The organism is Novosphingobium sp. (genome assembly GCF_032093395.1).
Taxonomy (GTDB): domain Bacteria; phylum Pseudomonadota; class Alphaproteobacteria; order Sphingomonadales; family Sphingomonadaceae; genus Novosphingobium.
Map to the genome: position 1 here is coordinate 1 of NZ_DAMDBA010000023.1, position 23,436 is coordinate 23,436.

At 62.9% G+C, this 23,436-nt stretch carries 38 protein-coding genes; 32 read left to right on the plus strand and 6 right to left on the minus strand.

Features of this window, described 5'->3' with window-relative positions:
* The 3 genes from RT424_RS10095 to RT424_RS10105 all read right to left on the minus strand — a co-directional run.
* On the minus strand, positions 1 to 263 hold a 263-nt coding region (locus RT424_RS10095; protein ID WP_313437191.1), incomplete at its 3' end, for a hypothetical protein.
* Complete coding sequence (locus tag RT424_RS10100; RefSeq protein WP_313437194.1) at positions 253 to 1,086, minus strand: hypothetical protein; 834 nt, start codon at positions 1,084 to 1,086, stop codon at positions 253 to 255. The genes RT424_RS10100 and RT424_RS10095, both read right to left, overlap by 11 nt.
* Before the next feature lie 53 nt (positions 1,087 to 1,139).
* On the minus strand, positions 1,140 to 1,793 hold the full coding sequence (locus RT424_RS10105) for a S24 family peptidase (RefSeq protein WP_313437197.1): 654 nt from the start codon (positions 1,791 to 1,793) through the stop codon (positions 1,140 to 1,142).
* Between the two features lie 97 nt (positions 1,794 to 1,890).
* Here RT424_RS10105 and RT424_RS10110 point away from each other — a divergent pair, with 97 nt between their 5' ends.
* From RT424_RS10110 to RT424_RS10160, 11 genes are read left to right on the plus strand one after another with little or no spacing between them, the layout of a single operon-like run.
* A complete protein-coding gene (locus RT424_RS10110) occupies positions 1,891 to 2,097 on the plus strand; it encodes a helix-turn-helix transcriptional regulator (protein WP_313437199.1) in 207 nt (68 codons plus the stop codon).
* Positions 2,094 to 2,408 carry a hypothetical protein gene (locus tag RT424_RS10115; RefSeq protein ID WP_313437201.1) on the plus strand — a complete coding sequence of 105 codons (315 nt, stop codon included), beginning with the start codon at positions 2,094 to 2,096 and terminating at the stop codon, positions 2,406 to 2,408. The genes RT424_RS10110 and RT424_RS10115 overlap by 4 nt, the downstream gene beginning before the upstream one ends.
* Positions 2,409 to 2,411: 3 nt before the next feature.
* Positions 2,412 to 2,804, plus strand: coding sequence for a hypothetical protein (locus tag RT424_RS10120; RefSeq protein WP_313437203.1), 393 nt, complete (start codon positions 2,412 to 2,414; stop codon positions 2,802 to 2,804).
* 13 nt (positions 2,805 to 2,817) lie between these two features.
* Positions 2,818 to 3,225, plus strand: a complete 408-nt coding sequence (locus RT424_RS10125) for a hypothetical protein (protein ID WP_313437205.1) — start codon at positions 2,818 to 2,820, stop codon at positions 3,223 to 3,225.
* Positions 3,225 to 3,419, plus strand: a complete 195-nt coding sequence (locus RT424_RS10130) for a hypothetical protein (protein WP_313437207.1) — start codon at positions 3,225 to 3,227, stop codon at positions 3,417 to 3,419. The genes RT424_RS10125 and RT424_RS10130 overlap by 1 nt, the downstream gene beginning before the upstream one ends.
* A gap of 13 nt (positions 3,420 to 3,432) precedes the next feature.
* The gene (locus RT424_RS10135) at positions 3,433 to 3,669 is read left to right on the plus strand and encodes a DUF2312 domain-containing protein (RefSeq protein WP_313437209.1); all 237 of its coding nucleotides are present in this window, start codon (positions 3,433 to 3,435) and stop codon (positions 3,667 to 3,669) included.
* Entirely contained in the window at positions 3,669 to 3,857 is a 189-nt protein-coding gene (locus RT424_RS10140; RefSeq protein ID WP_313437212.1) for a hypothetical protein, read from the plus strand. The genes RT424_RS10135 and RT424_RS10140 overlap by 1 nt, the downstream gene beginning before the upstream one ends.
* The gene (locus RT424_RS10145; protein WP_313437214.1) at positions 3,857 to 4,381 is read left to right on the plus strand and encodes a helix-turn-helix domain-containing protein; all 525 of its coding nucleotides are present in this window, start codon (positions 3,857 to 3,859) and stop codon (positions 4,379 to 4,381) included. The genes RT424_RS10140 and RT424_RS10145 overlap by 1 nt, the downstream gene beginning before the upstream one ends.
* Positions 4,378 to 4,734 carry a hypothetical protein gene (locus RT424_RS10150; RefSeq protein ID WP_313437217.1) on the plus strand — a complete coding sequence of 119 codons (357 nt, stop codon included), beginning with the start codon at positions 4,378 to 4,380 and terminating at the stop codon, positions 4,732 to 4,734. Before RT424_RS10145 ends, RT424_RS10150 begins: the two co-directional genes overlap by 4 nt.
* The gene (locus tag RT424_RS10155) at positions 4,731 to 5,552 is read left to right on the plus strand and encodes a hypothetical protein (protein ID WP_313437220.1); all 822 of its coding nucleotides are present in this window, start codon (positions 4,731 to 4,733) and stop codon (positions 5,550 to 5,552) included. Before RT424_RS10150 ends, RT424_RS10155 begins: the two co-directional genes overlap by 4 nt.
* Positions 5,542 to 5,961, plus strand: coding sequence for a hypothetical protein (locus RT424_RS10160; protein WP_313437223.1), 420 nt, complete (start codon positions 5,542 to 5,544; stop codon positions 5,959 to 5,961). Before RT424_RS10155 ends, RT424_RS10160 begins: the two co-directional genes overlap by 11 nt.
* 283 nt (positions 5,962 to 6,244) lie before the next feature.
* Here RT424_RS10160 and RT424_RS10165 read toward each other — a convergent pair whose 3' ends face one another.
* Entirely contained in the window at positions 6,245 to 6,415 is a 171-nt protein-coding gene (locus RT424_RS10165; RefSeq protein ID WP_313437225.1) for a hypothetical protein, read from the minus strand.
* A gap of 35 nt (positions 6,416 to 6,450) precedes the next feature.
* On the opposite strand from RT424_RS10165, the gene RT424_RS10170 reads away from it, so the two are divergent.
* From RT424_RS10170 to RT424_RS10190, 5 genes are read left to right on the plus strand one after another with little or no spacing between them, the layout of a single operon-like run.
* Entirely contained in the window at positions 6,451 to 6,744 is a 294-nt protein-coding gene (locus RT424_RS10170) for a hypothetical protein (protein WP_313437228.1), read from the plus strand.
* Positions 6,741 to 7,313 (plus strand): hypothetical protein, encoded by a 573-nt coding sequence (locus RT424_RS10175; RefSeq protein ID WP_313437230.1) that lies wholly within the window; start codon positions 6,741 to 6,743, stop codon positions 7,311 to 7,313. Before RT424_RS10170 ends, RT424_RS10175 begins: the two co-directional genes overlap by 4 nt.
* On the plus strand, positions 7,300 to 7,500 hold the full coding sequence (locus RT424_RS10180; protein ID WP_147222467.1) for a hypothetical protein: 201 nt from the start codon (positions 7,300 to 7,302) through the stop codon (positions 7,498 to 7,500). The genes RT424_RS10175 and RT424_RS10180 overlap by 14 nt, the downstream gene beginning before the upstream one ends.
* Complete coding sequence (locus RT424_RS10185) at positions 7,497 to 7,862, plus strand: DUF4031 domain-containing protein (protein WP_313437240.1); 366 nt, start codon at positions 7,497 to 7,499, stop codon at positions 7,860 to 7,862. Before RT424_RS10180 ends, RT424_RS10185 begins: the two co-directional genes overlap by 4 nt.
* Complete coding sequence (locus RT424_RS10190; RefSeq protein WP_313437243.1) at positions 7,859 to 8,353, plus strand: terminase small subunit; 495 nt, start codon at positions 7,859 to 7,861, stop codon at positions 8,351 to 8,353. Before RT424_RS10185 ends, RT424_RS10190 begins: the two co-directional genes overlap by 4 nt.
* A gap of 2 nt (positions 8,354 to 8,355) precedes the next feature.
* On the opposite strand, the gene RT424_RS10195 is transcribed toward RT424_RS10190, so the two are convergent.
* The gene (locus RT424_RS10195; protein ID WP_313437246.1) at positions 8,356 to 8,853 is read right to left on the minus strand and encodes a hypothetical protein; all 498 of its coding nucleotides are present in this window, start codon (positions 8,851 to 8,853) and stop codon (positions 8,356 to 8,358) included.
* Between the two features lie 203 nt (positions 8,854 to 9,056).
* On the opposite strand from RT424_RS10195, the gene RT424_RS10200 reads away from it, so the two are divergent.
* Positions 9,057 to 10,328, plus strand: coding sequence for a phage terminase large subunit (locus RT424_RS10200; protein ID WP_313437249.1), 1,272 nt, complete (start codon positions 9,057 to 9,059; stop codon positions 10,326 to 10,328).
* Here the strand turns inward: RT424_RS10200 and RT424_RS10205 are convergent.
* Entirely contained in the window at positions 10,323 to 10,844 is a 522-nt protein-coding gene (locus tag RT424_RS10205) for a hypothetical protein (RefSeq protein WP_313437252.1), read from the minus strand. The two genes, RT424_RS10200 and RT424_RS10205, sit on opposite strands and share 6 nt — an antisense overlap.
* 56 nt (positions 10,845 to 10,900) lie before the next feature.
* Between RT424_RS10205 and RT424_RS10210 the strand changes: the two genes are divergently transcribed.
* From RT424_RS10210 to RT424_RS10280, 15 genes are all read left to right on the plus strand, one after another.
* The gene (locus tag RT424_RS10210) at positions 10,901 to 12,814 is read left to right on the plus strand and encodes an anti-CBASS protein Acb1 family protein (RefSeq protein WP_313437255.1); all 1,914 of its coding nucleotides are present in this window, start codon (positions 10,901 to 10,903) and stop codon (positions 12,812 to 12,814) included.
* Positions 12,815 to 12,817: 3 nt separating this feature from the next.
* Complete coding sequence (locus tag RT424_RS10215; protein ID WP_313437258.1) at positions 12,818 to 13,621, plus strand: phage minor head protein; 804 nt, start codon at positions 12,818 to 12,820, stop codon at positions 13,619 to 13,621.
* A 295-nt stretch (positions 13,622 to 13,916) separates the two neighbouring features.
* The gene (locus RT424_RS10220; RefSeq protein ID WP_313437261.1) at positions 13,917 to 15,059 is read left to right on the plus strand and encodes a DUF2213 domain-containing protein; all 1,143 of its coding nucleotides are present in this window, start codon (positions 13,917 to 13,919) and stop codon (positions 15,057 to 15,059) included.
* Positions 15,060 to 15,071: 12 nt separating this feature from the next.
* The gene (locus RT424_RS10225; RefSeq protein ID WP_313437264.1) at positions 15,072 to 15,545 is read left to right on the plus strand and encodes a hypothetical protein; all 474 of its coding nucleotides are present in this window, start codon (positions 15,072 to 15,074) and stop codon (positions 15,543 to 15,545) included.
* Between the two features lie 12 nt (positions 15,546 to 15,557).
* Complete coding sequence (locus tag RT424_RS10230; RefSeq protein WP_313437266.1) at positions 15,558 to 16,505, plus strand: DUF2184 domain-containing protein; 948 nt, start codon at positions 15,558 to 15,560, stop codon at positions 16,503 to 16,505.
* Positions 16,506 to 16,507: 2 nt separating this feature from the next.
* A complete protein-coding gene (locus RT424_RS10235) occupies positions 16,508 to 16,855 on the plus strand; it encodes a hypothetical protein (RefSeq protein ID WP_313437269.1) in 348 nt (115 codons plus the stop codon).
* Between the two features lie 465 nt (positions 16,856 to 17,320).
* Positions 17,321 to 17,716 (plus strand): DUF4054 domain-containing protein, encoded by a 396-nt coding sequence (locus tag RT424_RS10240; protein WP_313437271.1) that lies wholly within the window; start codon positions 17,321 to 17,323, stop codon positions 17,714 to 17,716.
* Positions 17,716 to 18,090: a hypothetical protein gene (locus tag RT424_RS10245; RefSeq protein WP_313437274.1), complete on the plus strand. Its 375-nt coding sequence runs from the start codon at positions 17,716 to 17,718 to the stop codon at positions 18,088 to 18,090. The genes RT424_RS10240 and RT424_RS10245 overlap by 1 nt, the downstream gene beginning before the upstream one ends.
* Positions 18,090 to 18,521, plus strand: a complete 432-nt coding sequence (locus RT424_RS10250) for an HK97-gp10 family putative phage morphogenesis protein (protein ID WP_313437277.1) — start codon at positions 18,090 to 18,092, stop codon at positions 18,519 to 18,521. Before RT424_RS10245 ends, RT424_RS10250 begins: the two co-directional genes overlap by 1 nt.
* Positions 18,521 to 18,691 carry a hypothetical protein gene (locus RT424_RS10255; RefSeq protein ID WP_313437280.1) on the plus strand — a complete coding sequence of 57 codons (171 nt, stop codon included), beginning with the start codon at positions 18,521 to 18,523 and terminating at the stop codon, positions 18,689 to 18,691. The genes RT424_RS10250 and RT424_RS10255 overlap by 1 nt, the downstream gene beginning before the upstream one ends.
* On the plus strand, positions 18,681 to 19,130 hold the full coding sequence (locus tag RT424_RS10260; RefSeq protein ID WP_313437282.1) for a DUF3168 domain-containing protein: 450 nt from the start codon (positions 18,681 to 18,683) through the stop codon (positions 19,128 to 19,130). The genes RT424_RS10255 and RT424_RS10260 overlap by 11 nt, the downstream gene beginning before the upstream one ends.
* A 12-nt stretch (positions 19,131 to 19,142) precedes the next feature.
* A complete protein-coding gene (locus tag RT424_RS10265; protein ID WP_313437285.1) occupies positions 19,143 to 19,412 on the plus strand; it encodes a hypothetical protein in 270 nt (89 codons plus the stop codon).
* A 39-nt stretch (positions 19,413 to 19,451) separates the two neighbouring features.
* Positions 19,452 to 19,901, plus strand: coding sequence for a phage tail tube protein (locus RT424_RS10270; protein WP_313437288.1), 450 nt, complete (start codon positions 19,452 to 19,454; stop codon positions 19,899 to 19,901).
* A 74-nt stretch (positions 19,902 to 19,975) separates the two neighbouring features.
* On the plus strand, positions 19,976 to 20,371 hold the full coding sequence (locus tag RT424_RS10275) for a hypothetical protein (RefSeq protein WP_313437290.1): 396 nt from the start codon (positions 19,976 to 19,978) through the stop codon (positions 20,369 to 20,371).
* Positions 20,372 to 20,860: 489 nt separating this feature from the next.
* A complete protein-coding gene (locus tag RT424_RS10280; RefSeq protein WP_313437293.1) occupies positions 20,861 to 23,425 on the plus strand; it encodes a tape measure protein in 2,565 nt (854 codons plus the stop codon).
* Positions 23,426 to 23,436 lie beyond the last annotated feature (11 nt).

Here is a 23,436-nt window from a genome sequence, read left to right on the forward strand (position 1 = left end):
ACTTTCCTGGCCGCTTTTTCAGCTGCGTCTTTATTTGAGGCCGAGCCTATCATGCGACTGATAGTTAAATGAATATTTGCGACTGAGGCAAAAGTGATGGTTAGCGCCACCACAAGAACCGATACTAAGTCTGGCCCCATGAAAGCTTTGACAAACTCGTTCTTTGGCAGGACGCTTGGCCTGCTAACGCTAAGGCTTCCCATGATCGCAATAAATGCGAAAAGGATGCCGATGCGCCAAACGAAAGAACGCTTATACTTCATCACCGAAGAGCCAGTTTCTCACGCGCTTCATGAACGGGGCGTGATTAGGGGTGGGTAATTCTTCGTCCGGGACCTCTTTTGTCACCTTGCCGTTAGCAGTGCCATACAGCAGCCGTCGCTTTCGATCTCGAACTTCGGCGTCACCGCCCCCGGCCATGGCAATGCGTGCACTCGCATTCATATGATCTGTATCAGGATTCATTTTACCGGGCTCGGCTCGGTAGACGTGTTTTTGGACGTCAGGATGAGCCTCAATTTGCACCGCTTTCACGAAATTGTAAACTTCGTCGTCTGCGCTTAGCGCATTAGGAGGAATGAAAGTAAAGGCGATCTCGGCAATCTTATGCCTCTCGCGCCGGATCACCTCGAAATACTCTCGTTCATCCTCAAAATGTTTCACATAAACAGACCAGTCTGCGATATCAGTCTTAGTCGAAATGTAATCAAAAAATGACGTCAGTATAGGTTTCGGCGCACCAAGCTTGCGGTTGAATTGCATCCAAGCAGTTTGATCCTTCGCGACCGAAAGTACAAATACTGCTCCTTCAAAGTTCTCAGCTTCGTATGTCTCAAGGCTTTCATCATGCAAAGGAACTGGAGCGGCTCGACGGAAAATGCCCCCAACATACGGCCCGTCAACCTCCAGAGGTATAAAGTCAAATCTTCGACCAGTCCGCGAATGCAGGAATGAACGCTCCTCGCCAAACGCGTCTATTAAGAACTGACTGCGACTACGGTGAGACTCATCTAGGCCAATTGCTTGCAGCAAAGGACCTTGCTCCGTACGCGCCAGTGAGATCCTTAGCTTTTCAAACTCTGCCATTCAGCCCCCGCTGCATTATAGTATAATTACTTCCTACGGCAATCTTACTGACTTCAAATTCCGCGCGCCAGCCAGATTGCCCTACCCTGTATTCGTAAATCAGCCGCATCAACTTCCATATCCGGCACCGTCGGATTATCGGAGATCACCAGTACCCGACCCCTCCCCACATTCCGTAAACGCTTCAGCCCTGCTGCGCCGTACACATCGATCCAATAGACACCATCCTGGCGTGCCAGCTGGCGCTCCGTCGTGTCGATCAGGATCACATCACCCCAGTTCAGGGTCGGATACATGCTGTCGCCGATGCCGGTCACCAGCTTGAGCCGATCTGATGCAGTTCGGGTGACAGACCGTATAAAAGCCAGGTCGAACGCGACCGGCTCCGCCTCTACCCAATCCTCGATATGCGTTCCTGGCCCCATAGAAAGGGACAGGTCCAGTTTTTGGATATAGACCACCTCCTCTGACGAAGGAGCCAAGACCGAAACTGGTGCGATCGCCTTTACCGCCACATCAGGGGCAATGAGTTCGTGCGGGGCAACTCCAAGGGCGCCACCAATCTTGTCCAGCCAAGCCTGGTCCAGCGAGCGGTCGCCCCGCTCCAGTTTGCCGAGCATGTTGAGCGTCGTACCGATGCGCTCGGCCAGCTCGGTCTGAGACAAGCCCCGCTTCTTCCGGAACACCGATATATTGTTCGCTGCCATGCGGCCTATGTGCCCAGAAAGGGCATAATGCGATAGTGGACCAGTTGGGCACATTTTAGACTTGCTGAATGTGCCCATATTGGGCATATCAGGGCGCATGAAACTGCTCGACTATCTCAAGGCCGAGAAAGTGGCCGTCGCCGAGTTCGCCAACCGAGTTGGCGAAGCGGAAACCACCATTCGTAAGATCGTCTACGGTCAAAGGCAGCCCTCGCTTCCGCTGGCTGTGAAGATCAGCGATGCGACTGGCGGGAAGACGAAGCCTGGCGAAATGATCGTCGAGCCTCGGGATGCCGCCGCATGATCGGCCTCACCACAAAGCAAAGCCGCCTGCTCTCCTACCTTACGGGCTATATCGAGAGCACGGGCGGAGTAGCGCCGAGCTTCCTGGAAATGCGGGACGCTGTGGGCCTCGCGTCCAAGAGCGGTGTGCATCGCCTGCTTGCTGCCCTCGAAGACCGGGGCCGCATCCGCCGTTCGCCGAACCGAGCGCGCGCTATCGAGATCGTAGACGTTGGACCGCTCCACACCGTGTCCACTGCCGACCTCATCGCAGAACTCGAACGCCGCCGTGTCGGGTCCGTCCAGACCAATCCAGAAGTCGTGAGGGTCTGAGCCATGGCTGATGACTGGCAGGTCGGCGATCTCGCGCTCTGCGTTTCGAACGGTCCCGATCCGAAGCATTGGATGTCGAAGGATGGCGGCCCGACCATTGGATCGGTTCACACGGTCATATCGATCGATCAAGCCGTCTGGCTGCATTTCAGCGAGTTCCCCAAGTCCGGGTTCTTTTGCCTGGGCTTCCGCAAAATCCGCCCCCTGACCGACGAAGAGCGCGAAGCCTTCGAAGCCGACCTCCGCGTCCCCGGTCACGATCTCCCAACCCACACCCCGCAGGCCCCTGCCCGCGAGGTCGTGGCCCTGCCCGCCCGGTCTGAAACCCACACCCCCCTCCAAGGCCGGGCGGGCTCTTTCGATTTCGCTGCTCATACGCAGCCTAATGCACTCTGACAGGACGACAATCATGGATCGCAAGTCGCAAATCCTCGACCGCCAGAAGCGCATGTTCCGCATTGCGCAGGACCCCACCCGCTACGGCCTCACGCTCAAGATGATCGCTGCCGACGCGGATCTCGGGCTGGACAGCATCCGCAACTATGCCGCTGGCGAGACGGTCATGCCGCTCACCGCGCTGGACGCCCTGGTTGATGTCCTGCCGGATGAGCTGCTTTCGCTGTTGCTGCCCGCCGGTCACGCAATCGTCACCGTTCCTGAGGGCATCTGCCACGACGAGATCGAGAAGGCTGCGCGCGAGTTTCTGGCGGCCAAGGGCGAGGCCCACCACCCGGAGAGCCCTGGCGGCCGTGAACTGGCTGAGTGCGAGGTCGTCACCCTGAACCGCAAGGCCGCGAAGCTCAAGGCCGTCGCCTGATGCCGGCACCGGCCAGCCTCGACGATCACGAAACCCTCGTGCGCCTCGCTGAAAAGCGTGTCCGCCGCGCGAAGGCGAAGATCGAAGCTGAGCAGGCCGAACTGTCTGCCGCGCAAGCCTCTCTCGAATCTGCCGTCGCTGGCCGGTCTGCCTGGATTGCTGACCGCGCCCGCGACGAACCCATCATGCTTTGAAAGGACCATTCACATGGCCGAAGTGACTGACGACCGCCTCCGCTTGCTGCTGGAGCGTATTGAGCGTTTGGCTGAGGAGGCCAAGGGCATCGCAGACGACATCAAGGACGTCTACGCAGAGGGCAAGGCCGTCGGATACGACACCAAAATCATGCGCCAGATCGTTCGCCTCCGGAAGATGAAGCCGGACGATCGCCGCGAAATGGACATGCTGCTCCAGACCTACCTCAGCGCATTGGGGATGGAGTGATGCTGGGCCGGCTCTTCCGGCGCGAGACGTCGCCGCCCGCCCCGGCTGCCGAAGCAGCGCGCGCCCTCGGCCAGGTCGGCCGGGATCAGCAGCGCGCCCTCAAGCGCGCCATGACCGACCAGCTTCGCGCCGACCTCCGCGCCAAGGGCCATGAGAGCATGACGCCCTGGAACTGGGGGAGCAACTGATGCTGCGCCCCCGGATCTCTGACATCATCACGATCGCCTGCCGCCTCTCCGGCACCGACATGGAAGAGGTAATCAGTCCCGCGCGGCCTCTGCACCTCTGCGCCGTTCGGTACGCCATCTACATGACCGCGCGCGAATGGGGCTACTCCTATCCCGACATCGGGAATGTGGTCGGCCGCGACCACTCGACCGTCATGCATGCGCTTCAGACGAAGCGCCGCCTGGATTCCTACATCGAGGACTTCGACGACTTCTGCGCGGAGGTTTCGCGCTGGGCCGATGAGCTCCCGCTCTTCGTGGCCGAGACCAACTGGCAGCCGCCGAAGGTCTTCGCTGTCCATATGTCAGAGAACCTCCGCCAGAAGCGCGAGAAGCTGGCCCAGGTCGTCGATGGCGCGCCCGGCAAGCCCAAGGGCCCCGGCGCCGGCGTCTACGATCACGACATGGCCTACAAGCGGGCGAGAGAGCGCCGCATCCGCAATGGATCCGATATGCTCCTAGCAGCCCTGAGGGCAGCGGCGTGATCCTGCGCCTCCCCTATCCGGACAAGCTGCTCTGGCCCAACGGACGCACACGCAGCCCGCACGCCAAGGCCCGCAAGGTCAAGTCGCACAAGCAGATGGCCTGGGGCTCTGCCCTCGCCGCGCGCGCCGACTTCACGCCAAGCGAGACCATCGGCCTGCACATCATCGTCCACGCCAAGCGCACCGGACCGCTGCCCGACAAGGACAACGTCGTGGCTGCTTGCAAGAGCTATCAGGACGGCATCGCCCAGGCCCTCGGCATCGACGACAAGCACTTCGCCACTCCGACGGTGGAGTTTGCCTCCACGCGCACCGGCGAGTTCGTGATCCGCGTCGGAGGCGCCGGCCAGTGAGCGGCTTTGCGGTCATCTTCCGCGAGATGAAGGAGCACCCACTTTTCGCGGGCGATTCCGAACGCCTCGGAGCCTGGACGTGGCTGCTGCTCACCGGGTGCTGGAAGGCGACCAAGTTCAGGGTCAGCGGGAAGGTCGTTGAACTGCAACGCGGCCAGCTCTGCGCCTCACGCTCCCAGCTCGCAGAGGCTTGGGGCTGGGCCCCATCGAAGGTGGAGCGTTTTCTCGTGCATCTGGAAAACGAACAGATGATCGAACGGGAAACCGGACAAGGCCGAACCATCATAACCATCTGTAACTACGCCATTTATCAGGACGTAGAGGCAAAGACCGGACAGGAAAACGGACAGCCATCCGGACAGGCATCGGACAGCCACCGGACAACTAAAGAACAAGGAAACCAAGAAACCAAAGATATTCCGTCTCCTATCGGAGACGGGCGCGACGCGCCGGAGCCTTTGGCTCTGGACCTCGCAGGAGCAATCTTCCGCACCGGCCTCAAGCTCCTGATGGCCTCTGGCCACAAAGAGCCCGCAGCCCGCTCGATCATTGGCCGGTGGAGAAAAACCTACTCGGATGGCGCCGTGCTCGCCGTGCTGGCTCGCTGCCAGACCGCCCAGCCCGCGCCTTCGAGCCCGATCGAGTGGATCACCAAGGCCCTGCAGGCCGAACAGCAGCGCGCGGCCGGACAGGTCCCGCAGACCCAGCAACAGCCCCCGGAGCGTGCCTCCGTCCGAGAGATCGGCCTGGACTTGGCCGCCCGGAAACGCCGCGAGCGCGTGGAGCAGGAAGAAAGGATCGCAATCGGTGCACGATGAACCCGAAGTCGAAATGATCGCGATGCTGTCAGCCAGCCTCGCACTGGTGAAGCCGGCCGGGATGACCGCGAAAGAGGCGGCAGACTGGCTGGATGCCGCTTACGACGCGCTCGCCCACCTGCCGCTGCACATCTTCCGGGACGGCGTTCGCGCGGCCCGCCTTACGTGTGACCACCCGGCGAAGATCGTCCCGGCCGTGATCGAGGCGACCAAGGACGCGCTTTCCTGGCACAACCGGCCGAAGACCCCGCCGGTGCTCCGCCTGGTCGCTCCGGAGAAGCTGGGCGTCGGCGAACCCTTGCCCGACCCTGAGACGCTGATGCCCGGCCTCAAGCGCATCGGGGTCCAGCAGGGCTGGCTCGTCGAAGGACCGAACGGCCTGGAATGGGCCGAGGAATCGGCAGCATGATCCACATCACCAAGGGAGGCGCAGTGTGGTAGGAGTTGGCCGTAAACCCAGGCCTTTGGCTGACCGATTTTGGGAGAGGGTTGATAAGCGCGGCGATGACGAGTGCTGGCTGTGGACCGGCGCTAAATCGAGCGGCTACGGCGTAATATCTCCAGGCAAGCAGTCGGATGGAACGATCCCCAACGCCGTTAGGGCCACAAGGGTGATGTGGCTTCTAACGCACGGCTCATGGCCGACGGGCTTGATGTGCCATCGTTGCGACAATCCAGCCTGCGTGAATCCATCACATCTCTTCGAGGGCACGAATGCGGACAATGTCGCGGACATGGTGGCGAAGCGTCGCCACCGAGATCACGGGGCAACCCATTGTCGTAGAGGCCACGAATACACGCAGGAAAACTTGCTGAAAACCAAGCACCGCATGCTCTGCAGAAAATGTCAGCAGGAAGCGCACCGAGCATATGGCAGGCGGAAGAGGGAGAAAAAGCAATGCTCCTAATAACTAAGAACGCCATCGACCGCTGCATTGAGCGGGTCCCCGGCATCACCACCGAGGAACAGGCCCGCACCCTGCTTTCGTCGAGGGCGATCCTCGCCGCCGCTGGGTTCGGCGCCAAGTATGTTCGCCTCGGCACCGGCCACCGCGTCGTGATCGAGGAAGGCTCGGTAACCACCGTCCTGCCGACCAACACTCACGCCTGGAAGATGGGCTCACGCTGGGACCGCATCCGCCAGCATGCCCGAGGATGGGCACGCTTCTATCGCGAGGACGACGCCGCATGAACGCGATCACCACCATCATTGCCGCCGGCGCCCCGGCCACCACCCAGGAAGAATGGATCGAGCGCGGCCGCAGCCTGGCTGACGAGCGACGGGACTGCGATTGGCGACTTGCCGACTGGATGGCCGAAGGCAAAGAGGCTGGATACCTGACGCAATCCGGCTTCGACTTCCTGTCGGAGAACCTCGGGCTTGCCCCGAAGCGCCTGAAGGACGCACTCAAGGCCGCGACCACGTTCCCGCCGGCACTGCGCGACCGCACCCTGTCGGTCGACCACTACGCCGCGGTTGCCTCGCTCCCCCAGGACGAAGCCCTGCCCTTGCTCAAGCGTGCCAGCACTGACCACCTGCCGGTGAACGCCCTCCGGGAGCATGTGACCCAGCGCCGTTATGAGACCGGAGCCAACTTCGCCGACGACGACACGGACAGCACGCTCTGCACCCTGATCGTCCGCGCCTGGAACCGCGCCACCCCCGAAGCCCGTGAGAGCGCCTTCGAGCACTTCAAGCTCGCCGCCTCCCACGGGTTCGCAATCGTAGACGAAGACGAGGCCTCCGATGTCGAAGAGTAAGCTCCTGCCCACCTCCGCACCGAAGCCGATCCCGCCCGAGTTCATGGAGAAGTTCAAGAAACACGGATGGCGCCGGGTCGAACAGATCTGGGGCAAGTCCACGGTGCTCGCCTGGCGCAAGGCGATCGGGGCGAAGCGCATGGCGGCGGAACGCAAGCGGTTCCTGAAGGAGGAGGCTGCGCGATGACGGTTTACGTGGATGACGTTCGGCACCGCTTCGGCAACATGGTGATGTGCCACCTCTGGGCGGACACGCTCGACGAGCTGCTGGTGATGGTCGACCGGATCGGCGTGCAGCGGAAGTGGATCCAGGGCCACCCCACGCTGTCATTCGGAAAACACCGCAATGCCTCGTGGGTGCACTTCGACATCGCCCTGTCGAAGAAGACGCTCGCCATCGAAGCGGGTGCGGTTCTGACGGATCGATACGGGCCGGTTGAGCACACATCGCGGCTCGCGCTGGAATCGCCATACCCCGAGCGTCGCATGCGGGGTCAGAAGATGCTCGACACCATTGCCGAGATCAGGGCGCGGAGTGCAGCGGCATGAACGCAAGGCAGTCCGCATTCGTCAATGAGTACCTGATCGACCTGAACGCCACTCAGGCAGCCATTCGGGCAGGATACAGCGCGAAGACGGCCTATTCGCAGGGTGAGCGCCTGTTGAAGAATGCTGAAGTCGCGGCAGCCGTCTCAGCCGCCCAAGCTGAACGCTCGCAGCGGACCCGGATCAATGCCGACTGGGTGCTCTCTCGCCTCGGTGCAGAGGTAGAGGCAGACCTTGCCGACCTTTACCGCAAAGACGGCAGCGTGAAGCCCGTCCACGAGTGGCCGCTCATCTGGCGGCAGGGCCTCGTGGCCGGTGTCGAGGTCGAAAGGTTGGCCGAGGGCATCGGCACCGTGACGAAGATCAAGATCAGCGACCGGATCAAGCGCATCGACCTGATCGGCAAGCACATCGACGTGCAGGCCTTCAAGGAAAAGGTCGAGCACACGGGCGGCATCGTAGTGACGGTCTTGCAAGAGGACGCGGAGCTTTGAGGTTAATGGCGATCCAAGGCAGCGATTGCATGTTGCGCCAACAACTGAATGCTCATCGCGGTCTCGGAAACCGATTGCAATCTGGACGGGAAAGCTTGCTGGTGCCCATTTTGCAGATCCGGGTCGTCGCGCAGGCGGATCAACGCAGTCTTGCCTTCAAGGATGGCGCGTCGCAGCTTTTGCATCTCGTACATCCAACCGGCCCGACGAAGAAGCTCATCATCGGAGAGATGAGGGGCCTCAAAGAGAATCGAATTCACCGCCTCCGTCACAGCCTCAAACCTCAGCCGAAATGGCTCGTATTCTTCGGGGTTGGGTTCGAATGGCTGCAGCAACTCGGCAGCGGATATCCGGATACTGTCCGCGCTGGCCTTGAGGTACGAGCGAGCCTTCCGAGCATCATCTCGTGCTGTCATCTGGACGGTGAGAAACGCCCCGTAGACTGCAGCACCCGCACCGATGATCGCGCCAGCCAGCGAGAACAGGGATCCCTCCGTCATGCCATGGTTTATGGCGAAGCCGGTGGCCGCTCCAACAATCCCTCCAGCGCCGCCCATAACCCCAGCGGTAACAAGTTGCCTCAACTTTGCCCCCCATATCAATGCGGCCAGCCCACCGGCCTCGAGACACAACAGTGACAGCACGCCTTACGCCGCGTCAACGCGAAGCCAACCGGTTGCTTGCATCAACTGCGCGCAACATCATGCTCCGCGGCGGCTCGCGTTCGGGCAAGACCTTCATCCTCTGCCGGGCGATCATCCAGCGCGCGATCAACGCGCCAGGCTCCCGGCACGCCATCTTCCGCTTCCGCTTCAACCACGCGAAGACCTCGGTATGGGCTGACACCCTGCCGAAGGTGCTGAAGCTGTGCTTCCCGGCCCTGCGTGTCCGCTACGATCGGACGGACTTCTACATCGAGCTTCCGAACGGTTCGCAGATCTGGATCGCCGGCCTCGACGACAAGGAACGCGTCGAGAAGATCCTGGGCGCCGAGTATGTGACGCTCTACTTCAACGAGTCCTCGCAGATCCCGTGGGGCTCGGTTGAAATGGCAATGTCCCGCCTGGCGCAGAAGTGCGAGCTGGCTCCGGAGATCGCCGCCGCCACCGGCCGGACGCATCTCGCGCTCAAGGCCTACTTCGACTGCAACCCGCCGAGCAAGCTGCACTGGTCCTACCAGCTGTTTCGAGCCAAGCTTAAACCCGGCACGAAGGAAGCGCTGCCGAACCCCGACGACTACGCCGAGATGAAGGTCAACCCGTCGGACAACGCGGACAACCTGCCTGTGGAATACTTCGACGTGCTGGCGTCCATGAGCGCGGCCCAGCGCCTGCGCTTCGAGGCTGGTGAATGGGCCAGCGACGTGAATGGCGCGCTCTGGACGCTTGAGGACCGGCAGACCGAAGGTGGCGAGATACCGGGCATCGATCGCTTCCGCGTCGCCAAGGGCGCCTTACCCGACATGCAGCGCATCGTCGTCTCGGTCGATCCGTCCGGCACAAAGGGCGACGGCGGGGGTGATGACATCGGCATCGTGGTCGCGGGCAAGGGCGTGGACGGTCGGGCCTATGTGCTGGAGGACGCCACATGCAACCTATCTCCGGAAGGCTGGGGCCGCCGTGTCGCCGAGAAGGTCGAGAAGTGGGGCGCGGACTGCGTGGTCGCGGAGCGCAACTTTGGCGGCGCGATGGTCGGCGCAGTCCTGCGCGCTGCCGGTGACCGACGGATGCCCCGGTTCAAGGAGGTGACCGCCACGCGCGGCAAAGTGATCCGCGCCGAACCCATCGCCGCGCTCTACGAGCAGGGCAAGGTCAGCCACGTCGGCAGCTTCCCCGACCTGGAGGATCAGATGTGCAACTTCACCGCTGCGGGCTACGTGGGCGACAATTCACCTGACCGCGCCGACGCGCTGGTGTGGGCGATGACTGAGCTGATGATGGGTAAGGCCGGTTATTCGATGGACAACCTGCTATAGTGATCCGTTCCAGCCAAGGCTGTTATACATGCCGACAAATACAGCCAATGCATTCTGCGCTTGTTCGACCATTTGCGCACGGTGATATTGGAGGTCTACGAGACGAAAAGTTCGTATTATAGCAGCTGCATCGTCCTCAGCTTCAGCAGCGGCGGCTCTGTCAAACTTTCGGAAGACAAAACCCGCGTCGCCTGTAGGGGTATAGTGTATAGAGCAGAATCCGTGCGCCAGCAGGTTGCGAACATCGTCGTTGCCCTCAAACGCATCTAAGACCTCGGTCATCTTATCCGCAAAGGGCGACAGGGGGCCGTCTAGGGCCAATATGGCACGGACTTTCTTCACCCGTTTCGCCGCACTGTGGCTGACCGTCCCAGTTTGGGCGTTGTAAACCGGGAATTCTCGACAGTGCACGATCAGGTCGCCGAGTAAATATTCAATCTGGGCGTAGGAATTTGATATCCAGCCTCGCTCACTCATCCCCATCTCGGCGAATTCTTTAATTTGCGCTTCCGTCATGCACACCTCCGGTAAAGGCGGTAATCTATCCGACCAAGCATGAATACCCTCCCCGCATGGCCTGGATCACCGATAGTCTCCGAGGCGCGATCGAGGCAGTCGGCCGCCTGAACCCCTTCACTCGCGGAGGCCTCGCAGGCTCTACCGCTCTCCCCGGCATCTTCACCCACCAGCTTGCCATCGCCGCCTACATGGCGTCCGGCATGATGAAAAAGGTGATCAGCATCCCCGCCGAGGACCGCGTCCGCGAGTGGCGTGACTGGCAGGCCGACGCAAAGGTCATCGAGGCGATCGAGGCGGAAGAGCGGCGCCTCTCGCTCCAGGCCAAGGTGCAGGAAGCAGAGAACCTGCGCGGCATCGGCGGCGGCGCTCTCATCATCATCACCGCTGGCGACCATGCGAGCGAGTTGAAGCCCGATCAGGTCCGCAAGGGCGGCATCGTCGCCATCAACGTCGTCTCCCGCTGGCAGATCACCGGCAAGGACTGGATCAAGGACCTCGCCTCGCAGCGCTACGGCGAACCCACCATGTGGGAAATGCAGGGTGACAAGGGCGATCAGGTCCGCATCCACCCGAGCCGCGTTATCTGCTTTCGTGGCGCGCGCCTGCCCGCTGGCTCGGCAGTGGCCGACGACGAGGCGTTCTGGGGTGATAGCCGTCTGTTGCGCGTCTACACCGAGGTTACCCGTTCCGACGAGACGCAGGCGTGGTTCGCTGCACTGGTCCGCAAGGCCAAGCTTCTGCGCATCGGTATCCCCGACCTCGACAGCCGCGATCCAGAGCAGCTGAACAAGCGCATCGAGGTCATTGCGCTGGGCGAAAGCAGCCTCAATGCCACGGTCTACCGCTCTTCGGGCGGGCAGGACGACGCAGGCGAGACGATCACCGACTATCAGGTGACGTGGGCGGGCATCCCGGCGATGATGGACGCCTTCGACCAGCGCGTCTCCGCAGTGTCCGACATCCCCTTCACCCGCCTGCTGGGCCGCTCCCCCGCTGGCATGAACGCCACCGGCCAGCACGACATGGACAACTGGAACAAGGCGGTTGTCTCCGGCCAGAAGCTGGAGACCCGGCCCTGCCTTGAGCAGCTAGACCCATTCCTTATCCGCTCGGCGGGCGCCGATCCGGCCAAGGTGACCTGGAAGTTCGCCCCGCTCTCGGTTCCGACCGAAAAGGAAGAGGCAGATACCTTCAACGTCACCATGGACGCGGTGACCAAGCTGCAGGCGACCGGCGCGATTCCCGACGAGGCATTCGCGAAGGGCCTCCAGAACCTGATGATCGAGCGGGAGTATATCCCCGGTCTCGACCAGGCCTTGCAGGAAATCCCCGAAAACGAGAGGTTCGGGTTGAACCCGGACGACGACGGGACTGACCCGTCTGCCATAGCGGCTGAAGGAGGTGATCCTGATCTCGAAGGCGCAGGCGGCGCGAATGGAAGCGCGCCGCCTCGCCGGGCCGCGAACGATGCCGAGACCGGGTTCTTCGCCGATGCCGCCCCTCGCCCGCTCTACGTCCAACGCAAGCTCCTGAACGGTGCCGCGCTGATCGCCTGGGCAAAGGAGAACGGCTTCAAGTCCACGCTCTCCGCCGACGACCTCCATGTGACGGTGCTCTATTCGAAGACCGCAGTGGACCCCATGAAAATGGGCGAAAGCTGGGCAGGCGACGAACAGGGTCGCATCCGTGTGAAGCCCGGCGGCCCGCGCGCGATCGAGCGCTTCGGCGAGAACGCCGTCGTCCTGCTGTTCACCTCGTGGGAACTGGAGAGCCGTCACCGCTCCATGGTGGAGGCAGGCGGCAGCCACGACTTCGACGAGTATCACCCGCACGTCACGATCTCGTTCGATGTGCCGGCCGATACCGACCTGACCGCGCTCAAGCCCTACGCGGGCGCGCTGGAGTTCGGGCCGGAACTGTTCGAGCCCCTTAACCTCGACTGGAAGCGGTCGATCACGGAGGCCTAATAGGTGGCCTACGACCTCGCAGCCATGGCGCGCCGGGCCAAGTCGGGCATGCGCAAGCGCTCGATCGTCCTGCGCGACATCGATCCTCCGGGAACGCTTGCGACGAACCTGTTCCGCTCGTCATACCTGCCGGTCGTCCAGGCATGGTCTGCTGCCGCCGAGCGCATCATAGCCGCCTATGCCGCCACCGTGTCCGAGATGACGACGGACGCGCCGGCTGACGTCCGCGCCGAGATCGACGGTGCTGCCGAGCAGATCAATCGGCTTGTGCTGCTGCTGACACCTGAGGTGCGCGATTGGGCGTTGAGAACCGAGCAATGGTTCCGCGGCAAGTGGCGAGGCGCAGTCCTTTCTGCCACCGGCGTGGATCTCGACACCATGCTCGGCGCCGGCGACGTGCGCGCCAGCCTGGAGACCTCGATCGAGTGGAACGTTGCCTTGGTCAAGGACGTGTCCGACGTGACACGCCAGAAGATCAGCAATGCCGTGTTCGACGGGCTCCGGAACCGGACGCCGGCGCGCGAGGTAGCGAAGACGATCCGGGACAGCGTGGGTATGAGCCGGAGCCGGTCGACCCGCATCGCCTCGGACCAGCTCAACAAGCTGACCAGTGCCCTTGCGGATGAGCGGCGGCGGGAGGCTGGAATCGATACGTGGCTTTGGCGGCATAGCCGGAAGGCCCACCCGCGCGCGGATCACCAGGCGCGGGATGGGAAGGAATACACAGATGAGACGGCGCCGCAGGACTTGCCGGGGAGGCTGCCCTATTGCGGCTGCCGATCTCAAGCCGTGGTGACGTTCGACTAGCCTGAAAGTTTCGAGGCAACCAGGTCAGCGGTACTTATCTTGAGAGCAATGGGGTCCATCTGGACGCTGAGGATAGTCCGGCAGGAAGGGCACTGGTACGATACAGCCTTGTATCCGTCCGTTGAGAACGGAACCTTCGCATCGACCGGCTGAATATAGACGTTTGCGATCGTGTTCTCGCACTTGGGGCATCTGCCGCCATGTATCGCCATGGTCATCCTCCGAATCACCACCTGAATCGCATGAAAAGCGACAGCGGTAATGCCGTCAAGACCCGGAGCATATGCTCGGGCCCATGCAATTCCGGGACAGCCTCACCCTTGACGCCCCCCGCCGCATAGAAGGCGGCGCGATGGCCGTTCGCGCCCGCGCGGCGCGCACCGGCGTCTATCAATATGCCGGCTCCGAGGTAGACCCGGAGAACAAGCACGGCCTGCGCGATCAAGCGCTGGTCAACGTGCTCCGTGACGACAGCACCGTCTTCGACGAAAAGTCCGTCCGCAGCTTCATCGGCAAGCCGGTCACTGACGACCACCCCGCCGCCCCCGTCACAACCGCCAACTGGCGCGACCACGCGCGCGGAACGATCATGGGTGCAATGCGCGATGGTGATTACCTCGCCTTCGACCTGCTGCTGACCGATGCGGAGGCCATCGCCAAGGTCGAAGGCGGCAAGCGCGAGCTGAGCAACGGCTACAGCAGCGACCTCGAATTCGGCGACTTCACTGCACCTGACGGCACCAAGTGCCAGGCGCGCCAGAAGTCCATCTTCGGCAACCACGTTGCGCTGGTCGATCGCGGACGCGCCGGTGCCGAATGCGCCATCAAGGACGGGTTCGCCGTCTGCGACGCCCTTCCCTCCAACCTCTTCGACAACTTCAAAACGGAGAAGCCCGTGAAGACCATGCTTATCGACGGGCTGACCGTCGACATGGCGAACGCCGATACGGCCATCGCCACCGTCCAGACCCTGATCGCCGCCCGCGATGCGGCCAAGGCGCAGGTCACTGACCTCGAAGGCAAGATTTCGGCGAAGGACCGCGAACTTGCTGCCAAGGACACAGAAATCGCTGACCTCAAGGCCAAGGTTTCCGATGAAGCGACCCTTGACGCCCGCGCTGACGCGAAGGCGGAGATCGTCGCCAAAGGCAAGGCGATCCTCGGCGACAAGATGCCCGACGTGAAGGGTAAGAGCCTCGCCGACACGCGCCGCGCCGTCGTCAACGCGGTCGTCGGCGATGCATCGCTGGCCGACAAGTCGGACGACTACATCGAGGCTCGCTTCGATGGCCTGAAGGACGCGAAGGGTGACGTGCAGCCGCTCGGCGCGCCCATCGTGGTCGGCGATGCTGCGACCACCCTCGCCGACGCGCAGCGCAAGGCCTCCGAGGCCCGCCGCAACGCCTGGAAGACCCCCGCCACCTCGGCCGCAGCGTAAGGAGCCGCGATCATGTCGATCACCATTCAGACCAACTACGCCGAGGACTACCCCAAGGGCTATCCCGGCATGGTCGCCAACGGCGAAACCAGCAACCGCATCAGCCGCACGGTTGAAACCGCCGCCGGTGCCGCGTTCGGTGCTCCGCTCTATCGCGGCGCTGGCGATCACGGCTGCGTCACCACCGTGGGCACGCTGGCCACCTTCCTGGGCTGGGCCATCGCGGATCGCGGCATCGTCCCGGCCGTCGTGACCGGCGCCGTGGACACGTACCCGCAGTACGCCACGGCGGGCATCCTCACGCTCGGCGCGATTTACGTCACCGTTACGGGCGCGGTCTCCGATGGCCAGGCGATCACGGTCGGCACTGGCGCGGGCGCGGCGGACGGGATCAGCGCCACGGCGGCCGACGCAACCCACATCGCGACCGGATGGATCGCAGACGAAACTGTCACGAACGGCATCTGCCGTATCGTGCGCCGCTAAGGGGGCACCTCAATGACCGGCCAGATCTTCACCGACGCGCAGCAGGCCATCGGCTTCGCGCGCCCCGCCCTCTACCGCACCCATGCGACGGTCTTCGAGGAGAAGTACCCGGCGTTCGAATACGCCAAGTACATCCCCACCAACGAAGACGGCGACATGTGGGATGTCGGCACGATCGTCACCTCGCTCACCGGCCCGGCGGGCAAGGCCGAGTACCTCTCGGGCAAGGGCTTCGACATCCCGAACACCTCGGCCCAGATGGCGCAGGGCGTGTCGAACTTCCACCTCGCAGGCTGCGGCTACGAGCTCAGCCTCCAGGAAGTGAATCGCGCCTCGAAGATGGGCGTGGACATCAACTCGCGCGATGCCTCGGGCGCCCGCAAGATCGGCGAAAAGTTCATCTACGACCGCGCCATGACTGGTTCGACCGAGAAGGGCTTCACCGGCCTGCTGAACAACGCGACCGTCCCGACCGCCAACGTCCCCGCCGACGGCACCGGCGCGGCCACCACGTGGGCCACCAAGACGCCGGACCAGAAGGCCCGCGACATCAACCTTGCGCTCACGGACGTTTACACGGCGACCAAGGAAACGGAACTGGCCGACACGCTGCTGCTGCCGACCTCCAGCTTCCTCGATGCCTCGACGACCCGCATGGGCGACACCGGCATGACGGTGCTGGCGTTCCTCCAGCAGAACAACGCCTATACCGCGATCACGGGTCAGCCGCTGAACATCATGCCCGCACGTGAGCTGGAAACGGCCGGCGCTGGCGGCACGAAGCGCATGGTCGCCTATGCCCGCAACCCGGGCGTACTGGAATTCTTCCTGCCGGGCGCGTTCACCTTCCTGCCGCTCCACCCGCTGTCCTCGATGTCCTGGCGCGTCGATGGCATCATGAACGTCGGCCAGACCGAAATCTATCGCCCCAAGGGCGTCAGCTACCGGGATGGGATCTAATCATGAAGAAACTCACGAACCACACCCTCGGCCCTCGCGGCGTCAACACCAACGGTGGCACCGTCTGGATCGAACCCGGCGAAACCGTCGAGATCGACGAGAAGGAAATCGTCGGCGCACTCCCCGATCTGGGAAAGAAGGCCAGCGCATCGGCGGCCGGTGACAGTGACGACGTCAAGGCGCTCACCGCCCAGGTCGCCGACCTGACCAAGCAGGTCGCGGCGCTGGAAGCCGAGAAGACCGCGATGACCGAGCTCGGCGAGGAATCGGCCAAGGAACTCGAAACGCTTCAGAAGGCAAATGCCGACCTGACCAAGCAGGTCGAGGCGCTGAAGAAGCCCGCCAAGTAACCCGCCGCGTCAGCGACACACAGGGGCCGCCTCGCATTGTCGCGGCGGCCCTTTTCCTTTTGCCCTGGCAGATGGCGCCCATAAACGCCAATCTGTTCAATTGGTTCCCGATACCGGTTTAACTAAAAATTTCCATCACCTAGCCGTTCGAATCGCTTGTCATTCAATTTTGCTTACCGCAGCAAGCAGTTGCGACCCGAGGGGGAGAGCATAAGCGATCCCTCATTATACTTACCCGGCCCTTTTGGGGCCGGGTATTTTTTTTGCCAAAAGACTAGGCGGGTTCACTCTATAGCAACGCAATTTGTTACAATAATTCCGTTCCAATTATTCCCAGCGGTTTTATATTGGATCCATTCCCCGTCGGGTCGCACCAAGGGGGCGCCGGTGAGTGCTTAGGCACCACCGGCGCGATCTCCATGCTGATGGCGGTAATTTCCACGGTCGTTCCCGGCACTTTGCAGCATGGCTTACGCTCGCCTTCCGCTCGCCCAGTTCCAAGCAACCTATCCGGCGTTCTCCACGCTGACCGAAGAGCCCTATGCCGCCTGGGCCACCAAGGCAGAGGCCCGCGTCGGCGAGAACTACGGCGACGAGCAGCAGGACGCGACCGAACTGCTGACCGCCCACCTGCTCGCCATCAACGGTGTCGGCCAGGCGCCTGGCACCGGCACCCTCGCCGCGACCGGCGCGACCAGCTTCAAGAGCGGCACCTTCAGCGCGACCCTGTCGGACAGCGTCGTCGCTCAACGCGCCAAGGGCGGCTACGGCGCCACAACGTGGGGCCAGCAGTTCCAGGAGATCCAGCGCCGGCTATTCGGCGGCCCGCGTCTCGTGGGCTTCGTTGGAGTGCCCTGCTGATGCTGGACCAAGCCTTCGCAGACATCGGGCTCGCGTTCTCGCAGGTGCTGGGAGGCCCTTACCATTCTGCGCAGACGATCGAGCAGACGGATCCTGTCTATGACGACGGCGGTTCGATCGTCAGCCCCGGCGGCGTCGTCCACCGCGCGTGCAGCGTCCAGATCGACGTTGCCACGCAGGCCATGCGCCAGGCCGATGGCTTCGTGGATACGGATGTCCGGTTCATCGTTCTCGCTGCCACGCTGGCGGGCTCGCTGGGCACCGAGGCGCGGATCGAGGTACTGGAAGGTCCGTTCGCCGGAACGTGGTCGGTCTCGTCGCTGGAACGCGATCCGGTCGCCGCCGGGTGGGTCGGCACGGGGCGCAAGGCCTAATGGCCGGCTCGCGGCTCATTGGCGGGAAAGCGCACGCAGCGCGGCTGAAGAAGCTTGCCGGCCAGACCATGGTGCGCGAGGTCGGCAAGGCCCTGTTCGCCGCGGGTGAGCTGATCCAGGTCGAGGCCCAGATCAGCATCACGGCCGGAGCGGTGAGCGGCAAGAAGCACGTCGCTTCCGCTCCCGGCGAGGCACCGAACAATGACACCGGCACGCTGGCTGGCGCGATCGAGACGAACCAGGTGGCGCCACTCGTCGTCGAGGTCAGCAGCAACGCGCCGTATGCCGCCGCGCTCGAATTCGGAACGTCCAAGATGGAATCGCGCCCTTACATGCAGCCCGCGCGGGACGCGAAGCGCCGCGAGGTCGAGCAGCTCGTTCGCCACGCCGTCGATCGGGCTGTGAAGTCCAGCAAATCAGGAGACGCATAATGCAGACCGTGACCTTCGCCCGCGAGTACCGCCACAAGCTGGATGACCTGCGCGAGGCAGTCTACCCCGCCCACCTGGAAATCGAGGTCTCGAACGAGGTGGCCGGCGCCGCCAAGAAGGCCGGAGCGCTCAAGCCGGCACCGAGGAAGGCGAGGGCCGATGGCGAATGACCTGCTGCGCGCCACGGAACGCGCTGCCGTAATTTCGCTGAAGGCCGATGCACCGCTTGCCGCGCTCGTTGCGAAGGCATCGATCGATCCCGTCGCCGAAGCTCCCGCTTGGCCGTTCATTCGGCTCGAAGGAACGCAGTCGCTCCCGCAGGGCCGTGGCTGCACTGCCCGCGCCGAGGTCTCGTTCCAGCTGCACAGCTTCGCCAAGCCCAGATACGCCGGGGATGACCCGGTGAACGGCGCGATGGTCGAGACAGCGCGCGACCATGCCGGGCGCCTGAACACAGCAGTCGTCGAGGCGCTCCATAACCATGCCTTCGAGGTGTCCGGCCGCCGGTACCGTTTCCAAGTCCAGTCCTCGCGCCTCATGCGAGACGGCGCAGAAGCCGACGCCTGGCACGGCATCGCATCGGTGGTGGCGCGAGCCTTCGCGGGCTGATATGCCGATCCGATGAAGGACGTCGACTATCTCGTGATGAAGGAGATCGCCAAGATCCTCATCCGCAAGGGCGTCATCACCAACGACGAGGTCCAGGTTGCGGTTGAGAACCTGCGGCGGGTCAGCGCCTCGGCGGCGAACAACTTCTCTATGCTCGCGCTTGAAGCCAGTACCATGAGTCCCTCGGAATTTGAGGCAGATTTCAGGCGCCGGCAGATGCGCGAGCGGACGGCGTTTCTAGAGCGTCAGGCCAAGGGTGACGGCGGTAATTCGGACGATTGAGCCGCCCTACCCTCCAGCAAACCATGCTGGAGATTGCCCGTGTCCGAGCCGAATAGCGCCGACTTCGCCCTCATCAAGATTCAGACCGCAGCCGGCCCCCCGGCCGTTCTGGCCCTGCTCTGCGGCATCGAAGGCGTAACCATCAACCGCACCGCCCAGACGAACGAAACCTATCGTCGCGACTGCGCTAAGCCCAACCGGCCGGGCGGTCGCAAGCTGCGCGTCACCGGCTCGTCTTGGTCGATAAGCGGCACGGGCTCCGATAACATCGATCTCGAAACCGAGATGACCGATGCGTTCGGCGTGCGGAAGACATACGCGATCGAGCTTTACCGCGACGACGGCACCGACGGCGGCGACCTCATCGGCACCTATGGCGGCACCGCCCTGATGACCACGCGCAACCAGTCCTATTCGCAGGACAGCGCGGGCACCGCGGAAATCACGCTGGAAGGCGAAGGCGCCCTCACCTGGACCGCCGCCACCTGATGGACACGGCAATCGAGCGGGATTTCGCGGGCGGCAGGTTCACTTTCTACCTGCCGCTTTCGGCTGTTCTGGCGGTGGAAAAGGGGCCGCTCTCTCCGCACCTGCGGGTCCGGGAATATCCCGTCTCGATGTTCCAGATATACGACGAGCTTTCCGCCGGAATCGGCGTGGATGGCGATGGCAATCTTGTCCGCCTGCCTGGCTCCCGTATCTTCGCTGGCGACCTGCACAACATCCTCGAACAGGCGCTGAAGGCAGGCAAATCGGGCGAGCGTGACGGCGAAAGCTTCGAGGTTGACGGGAAGCTGGCGAACCGGCTCGTCAACGAGCAGATCCAGGCCAGTTTCGAAAGCTGCGCCATTCTTGCATGGGACGTGCTGAACGCAACCGTCAAAGGCATCGATCTAAAAAAAAAGGATACGGCGCCAAAAGAACCGGCGGGCCGGAGCCCTTCAGACGCGGCCAAGTGATAGCCAACTGCGGCGGGATCGGCCTGGACTGGAAGGACCTTTCGCTCGGCGAGTATCTGGAGGCGTTGGAGGCTCACAATGAAGCGCATGCAGCGCCCGGATCAGAGCCTAGGCAGCCGGGCGATCCTGAGAGGCTTCGTCGATTTGTTGAGGCTCATCGGGTAGGCGGCTAGTTCGCCGCTACCCCCGCATCGTGTCTGGCGCTGTAGTCGGCCAAACTCTCCACGTTGCCTGGCTGGCTCAACCACCATACCGCAACGCCTGCCGCGATAAGGATCAGTAGCAGATAGCGCTCGGTGCGCTTCCGGTTTTCACGCCTGCCCGCTGATACCTCTTCCGCGGTGAAATCTGTCTGGCAGAACGGGCACCTTACCGCCTTCGGGCTGATCCGCATCCGGCAGTAAGGGCAAGTCTTCACGAATCTCTCCTTCGCAAGCCGACAGACGTAGGCGGTAATCTGGCCATCGGGCAAGCCTTAGCGTTACCGCCATGGCTGAAGTTGATCCCGTTACGCTCCGCCTGTTCGTCGACAATAATCGCGCGATCAGCGAGCTCACCCGCTACGCCCGCGCCGCCGATCAGAGCTTTTCGTCGGTCTCGCGCGGGGCGGTAGCTCTGGAGCGGAGCCTAAGTGTATTGGGTGGAGCGTTCGCGGGCGTCTCTGCCGCAGCGATGGCTCGGGCCTTCCTCGACATTGCAGATACCGCCAAAACCCTCGACGCTCAGCTTCGGTTGGCGACAACTGGTTTCGGATCGTTCGCCCAGGCGCAGGAAGATGTCCGGCGGATCGCTGCGAACACGCGCTCCGGCCTGGAAGAAACGGCCGCGCTCTATGGCAATTTCTCACGCGCATCGAAGGAGATCGGGGCCGATCAGGACGACGCCGCGCGCGCAACCGAGACGTTTTCGAAGACGCTGAAGATCAGCGGCGCTGATGCCAACCAAGCAGCATCCGCCACACTCCAGTTCGGTCAAGCCTTGGCTGCCGGCGCGCTGCGCGGCGATGAATTGAACAGCATTCTGGAAGCGTCACCGCGCCTTGCCCGCCTGCTTACCGAGAGCATGGGTGTTCCGATCGGCGCGATCAAGCAACTGGGCGAGGAAGGCAAACTCACCTCGGACAAGCTGTTGAATGCTCTCACGAACACGAAGTTCACGGCCGGCATAGACGCCGAGTTCCGCGAGCTGCCGGTCACATTCGACGATGCCATGACGCAGGTCTACAATGCTGCGATCATCACCTTCGGCGCATTCGATCGCGGCGGGCAGTTCTCTACAGCGCTGGCCAACTTCATCACCGATGGCAGCGACGGCTTCAAGCAACTGGAGGATGACGCGGTAGAAATGGGCATCGCCGTGCGCGCCTCGATTGAGGGCCTGGCCGACGCCTTCAATCCCGTCATGAGTGCGGCGCAGCGTTTCTTCGCCTACATGAAAGAGGGGATCGGCGACGTCAGCTTTGACCCAGGTCGGGAACTCCGCGACCTCGATAATGTCACGGGCGCCCTCTCGGGCGGCGAGTCCCGAGTGGAACAGTGGATCAACAAGCGACTGTGGGGTCAGGAGAGCGGCCGTACGAACTTCGAGGGCCGTTATCGAGAGGGCCAAGCAGCGGCGGATCGGCGCCTGCGCGGCGAAATGGGCGAGCGGGCCGCGAACGACCTTATCAGCCGGTACTTCGATCGATCTGGCAATCCCATCCGCAATGCAGCGCCCGCAAAGTACACCCCCGGCCCGTCGGCATCGGAACAGAAGTCCGCACAGCGGAAAGCGGAAGCCGCGGCTAGAAAAGCCGAGCAGGAGCGTCTTCGTGCTATTCGTGACGACGCTTCCAAGCAGCGAGACGCCGCATCGCTTCAAGACGACATCAATGCCGCAAAGGCCGCGCTCACTGTGGCCACCGGTGATGTCCTGAAGTTCAATCTTCAGCAGATCGACAGCGAGAAAGCTCAGCGGATTGCAGAGTACCAGACCCAGCACGACCTTGGCCGCCTGAGTGCTCAGGAGCTTGCCGATCGCACTGCGGCCGTCAACCAGATTGCCGACCTCCAACGGCAGCGGGTTCAGCAGATCGCGGAAGAGAACCGCCGCCGCGACGCCCTTGATGTGACACAGGCCTCATCCAAGAACGATGCAGACCTACTGCGGGCGCAAGCTGAACTATCCAACACCAGGCAAGAGCGCCGCGCTATCGAACTCCGGCTCTTGGATCTCGCATATGATCAGGAGCAGGCGGAACTGGAAGGCGTGCTCGCCAGCCAGACGGCTACCGAAGCGCAGAAGCAGATCGCGCAAGCCCGGCTGAACATGCTTGCCAGCCTCAAAGGCTTCGAGGTCGAGCGCACCAACCGTGAATACGAATCCCCCCTGGAGCAGCGCCGGCGAGAAGTTCGCGAAACCACGGCGAACATGGCGGATGCCGCTGAGAACATCGAACTCAGCGCACTTGACCGGCTGAGCGATGGCCTGGGTCAGGCCACGGCAGATTACGTGAAGCTGGGCGGTGTTGCCGGCGACGTGATCAATGGCATCATTCAGGATCTGATCAAACTCGCAGTCCAGCAAACTCTGATCGGCAAGGGCGGAGGCGGAATCTTCTCGCTGTTCGGGATCGGTGGAAGCACCTCGTCTCTCAGCGGCGTGGACTATGGATCGCTCGCCAGCGCGGCCGCGTCAGTGAAGATCCCTGGCTTCGCCTCAGGTGGGTATACCGGCGACGGTCCTGCCAATCAGGCCGCAGGGATCGTCCACAAGGGCGAGTTCGTCGTTCCTGCCGATGCGGTCAAGCGGATCGGCGTCGAAAACCTTGCCGCGATGTCGAACGCCCGCGCAGCCGCCTCTATGGCAGGCGTCACCGCCGCCGGCTCAGCGCCTCGACCGGTTCAACAGACTGTCGTGGTCCAGGTAGAGGCCAACGATTACTTCGACGCCAGGGTGAAGCAGGGGGCCGCAGCGGTGGCGCAGCCCATCGGCATGGCCGCAGCCGTCCAGGCCCGCACCGATGCCGGTACGGACGTCGCGCGGCAAGCCCGCAGGCGCATCCCTGGCCGGTGATGGCGGTAACG

Bases quoted from the DNA above. Each gene is read 5' to 3' on its own strand.
- RT424_RS10100 (WP_313437194.1), bottom strand. From the start codon at position 1,086: ATGGCAGAGTTTGAAAAGCTAAGGATCTCACTGGCGCGTACGGAGCAA.
- RT424_RS10105 (WP_313437197.1), bottom strand. From the start codon at position 1,793: ATGGCAGCGAACAATATATCGGTGTTCCGGAAGAAGCGGGGCTTGTCT.
- RT424_RS10110 (WP_313437199.1), top strand. From the start codon at position 1,891: ATGAAACTGCTCGACTATCTCAAGGCCGAGAAAGTGGCCGTCGCCGAG.
- RT424_RS10115 (WP_313437201.1), top strand. From the start codon at position 2,094: ATGATCGGCCTCACCACAAAGCAAAGCCGCCTGCTCTCCTACCTTACG.
- RT424_RS10120 (WP_313437203.1), top strand. From the start codon at position 2,412: ATGGCTGATGACTGGCAGGTCGGCGATCTCGCGCTCTGCGTTTCGAAC.
- RT424_RS10125 (WP_313437205.1), top strand. From the start codon at position 2,818: ATGGATCGCAAGTCGCAAATCCTCGACCGCCAGAAGCGCATGTTCCGC.
- RT424_RS10130 (WP_313437207.1), top strand. From the start codon at position 3,225: ATGCCGGCACCGGCCAGCCTCGACGATCACGAAACCCTCGTGCGCCTC.
- RT424_RS10135 (WP_313437209.1), top strand. From the start codon at position 3,433: ATGGCCGAAGTGACTGACGACCGCCTCCGCTTGCTGCTGGAGCGTATT.
- RT424_RS10140 (WP_313437212.1), top strand. From the start codon at position 3,669: ATGCTGGGCCGGCTCTTCCGGCGCGAGACGTCGCCGCCCGCCCCGGCT.
- RT424_RS10145 (WP_313437214.1), top strand. From the start codon at position 3,857: ATGCTGCGCCCCCGGATCTCTGACATCATCACGATCGCCTGCCGCCTC.
- RT424_RS10170 (WP_313437228.1), top strand. From the start codon at position 6,451: ATGCTCCTAATAACTAAGAACGCCATCGACCGCTGCATTGAGCGGGTC.
- RT424_RS10175 (WP_313437230.1), top strand. From the start codon at position 6,741: ATGAACGCGATCACCACCATCATTGCCGCCGGCGCCCCGGCCACCACC.
- RT424_RS10180 (WP_147222467.1), top strand. From the start codon at position 7,300: ATGTCGAAGAGTAAGCTCCTGCCCACCTCCGCACCGAAGCCGATCCCG.
- RT424_RS10185 (WP_313437240.1), top strand. From the start codon at position 7,497: ATGACGGTTTACGTGGATGACGTTCGGCACCGCTTCGGCAACATGGTG.
- RT424_RS10190 (WP_313437243.1), top strand. From the start codon at position 7,859: ATGAACGCAAGGCAGTCCGCATTCGTCAATGAGTACCTGATCGACCTG.
- RT424_RS10195 (WP_313437246.1), bottom strand. From the start codon at position 8,853: ATGACGGAGGGATCCCTGTTCTCGCTGGCTGGCGCGATCATCGGTGCG.
- RT424_RS10200 (WP_313437249.1), top strand. From the start codon at position 9,057: ATGCTCCGCGGCGGCTCGCGTTCGGGCAAGACCTTCATCCTCTGCCGG.
- RT424_RS10205 (WP_313437252.1), bottom strand. From the start codon at position 10,844: ATGACGGAAGCGCAAATTAAAGAATTCGCCGAGATGGGGATGAGTGAG.
- RT424_RS10210 (WP_313437255.1), top strand. From the start codon at position 10,901: ATGGCCTGGATCACCGATAGTCTCCGAGGCGCGATCGAGGCAGTCGGC.
- RT424_RS10220 (WP_313437261.1), top strand. From the start codon at position 13,917: ATGCAATTCCGGGACAGCCTCACCCTTGACGCCCCCCGCCGCATAGAA.
- RT424_RS10225 (WP_313437264.1), top strand. From the start codon at position 15,072: ATGTCGATCACCATTCAGACCAACTACGCCGAGGACTACCCCAAGGGC.
- RT424_RS10230 (WP_313437266.1), top strand. From the start codon at position 15,558: ATGACCGGCCAGATCTTCACCGACGCGCAGCAGGCCATCGGCTTCGCG.
- RT424_RS10235 (WP_313437269.1), top strand. From the start codon at position 16,508: ATGAAGAAACTCACGAACCACACCCTCGGCCCTCGCGGCGTCAACACC.
- RT424_RS10240 (WP_313437271.1), top strand. From the start codon at position 17,321: ATGGCTTACGCTCGCCTTCCGCTCGCCCAGTTCCAAGCAACCTATCCG.
- RT424_RS10245 (WP_313437274.1), top strand. From the start codon at position 17,716: ATGCTGGACCAAGCCTTCGCAGACATCGGGCTCGCGTTCTCGCAGGTG.
- RT424_RS10250 (WP_313437277.1), top strand. From the start codon at position 18,090: ATGGCCGGCTCGCGGCTCATTGGCGGGAAAGCGCACGCAGCGCGGCTG.
- RT424_RS10255 (WP_313437280.1), top strand. From the start codon at position 18,521: ATGCAGACCGTGACCTTCGCCCGCGAGTACCGCCACAAGCTGGATGAC.
- RT424_RS10260 (WP_313437282.1), top strand. From the start codon at position 18,681: ATGGCGAATGACCTGCTGCGCGCCACGGAACGCGCTGCCGTAATTTCG.
- RT424_RS10265 (WP_313437285.1), top strand. From the start codon at position 19,143: ATGAAGGACGTCGACTATCTCGTGATGAAGGAGATCGCCAAGATCCTC.
- RT424_RS10280 (WP_313437293.1), top strand. From the start codon at position 20,861: ATGGCTGAAGTTGATCCCGTTACGCTCCGCCTGTTCGTCGACAATAAT.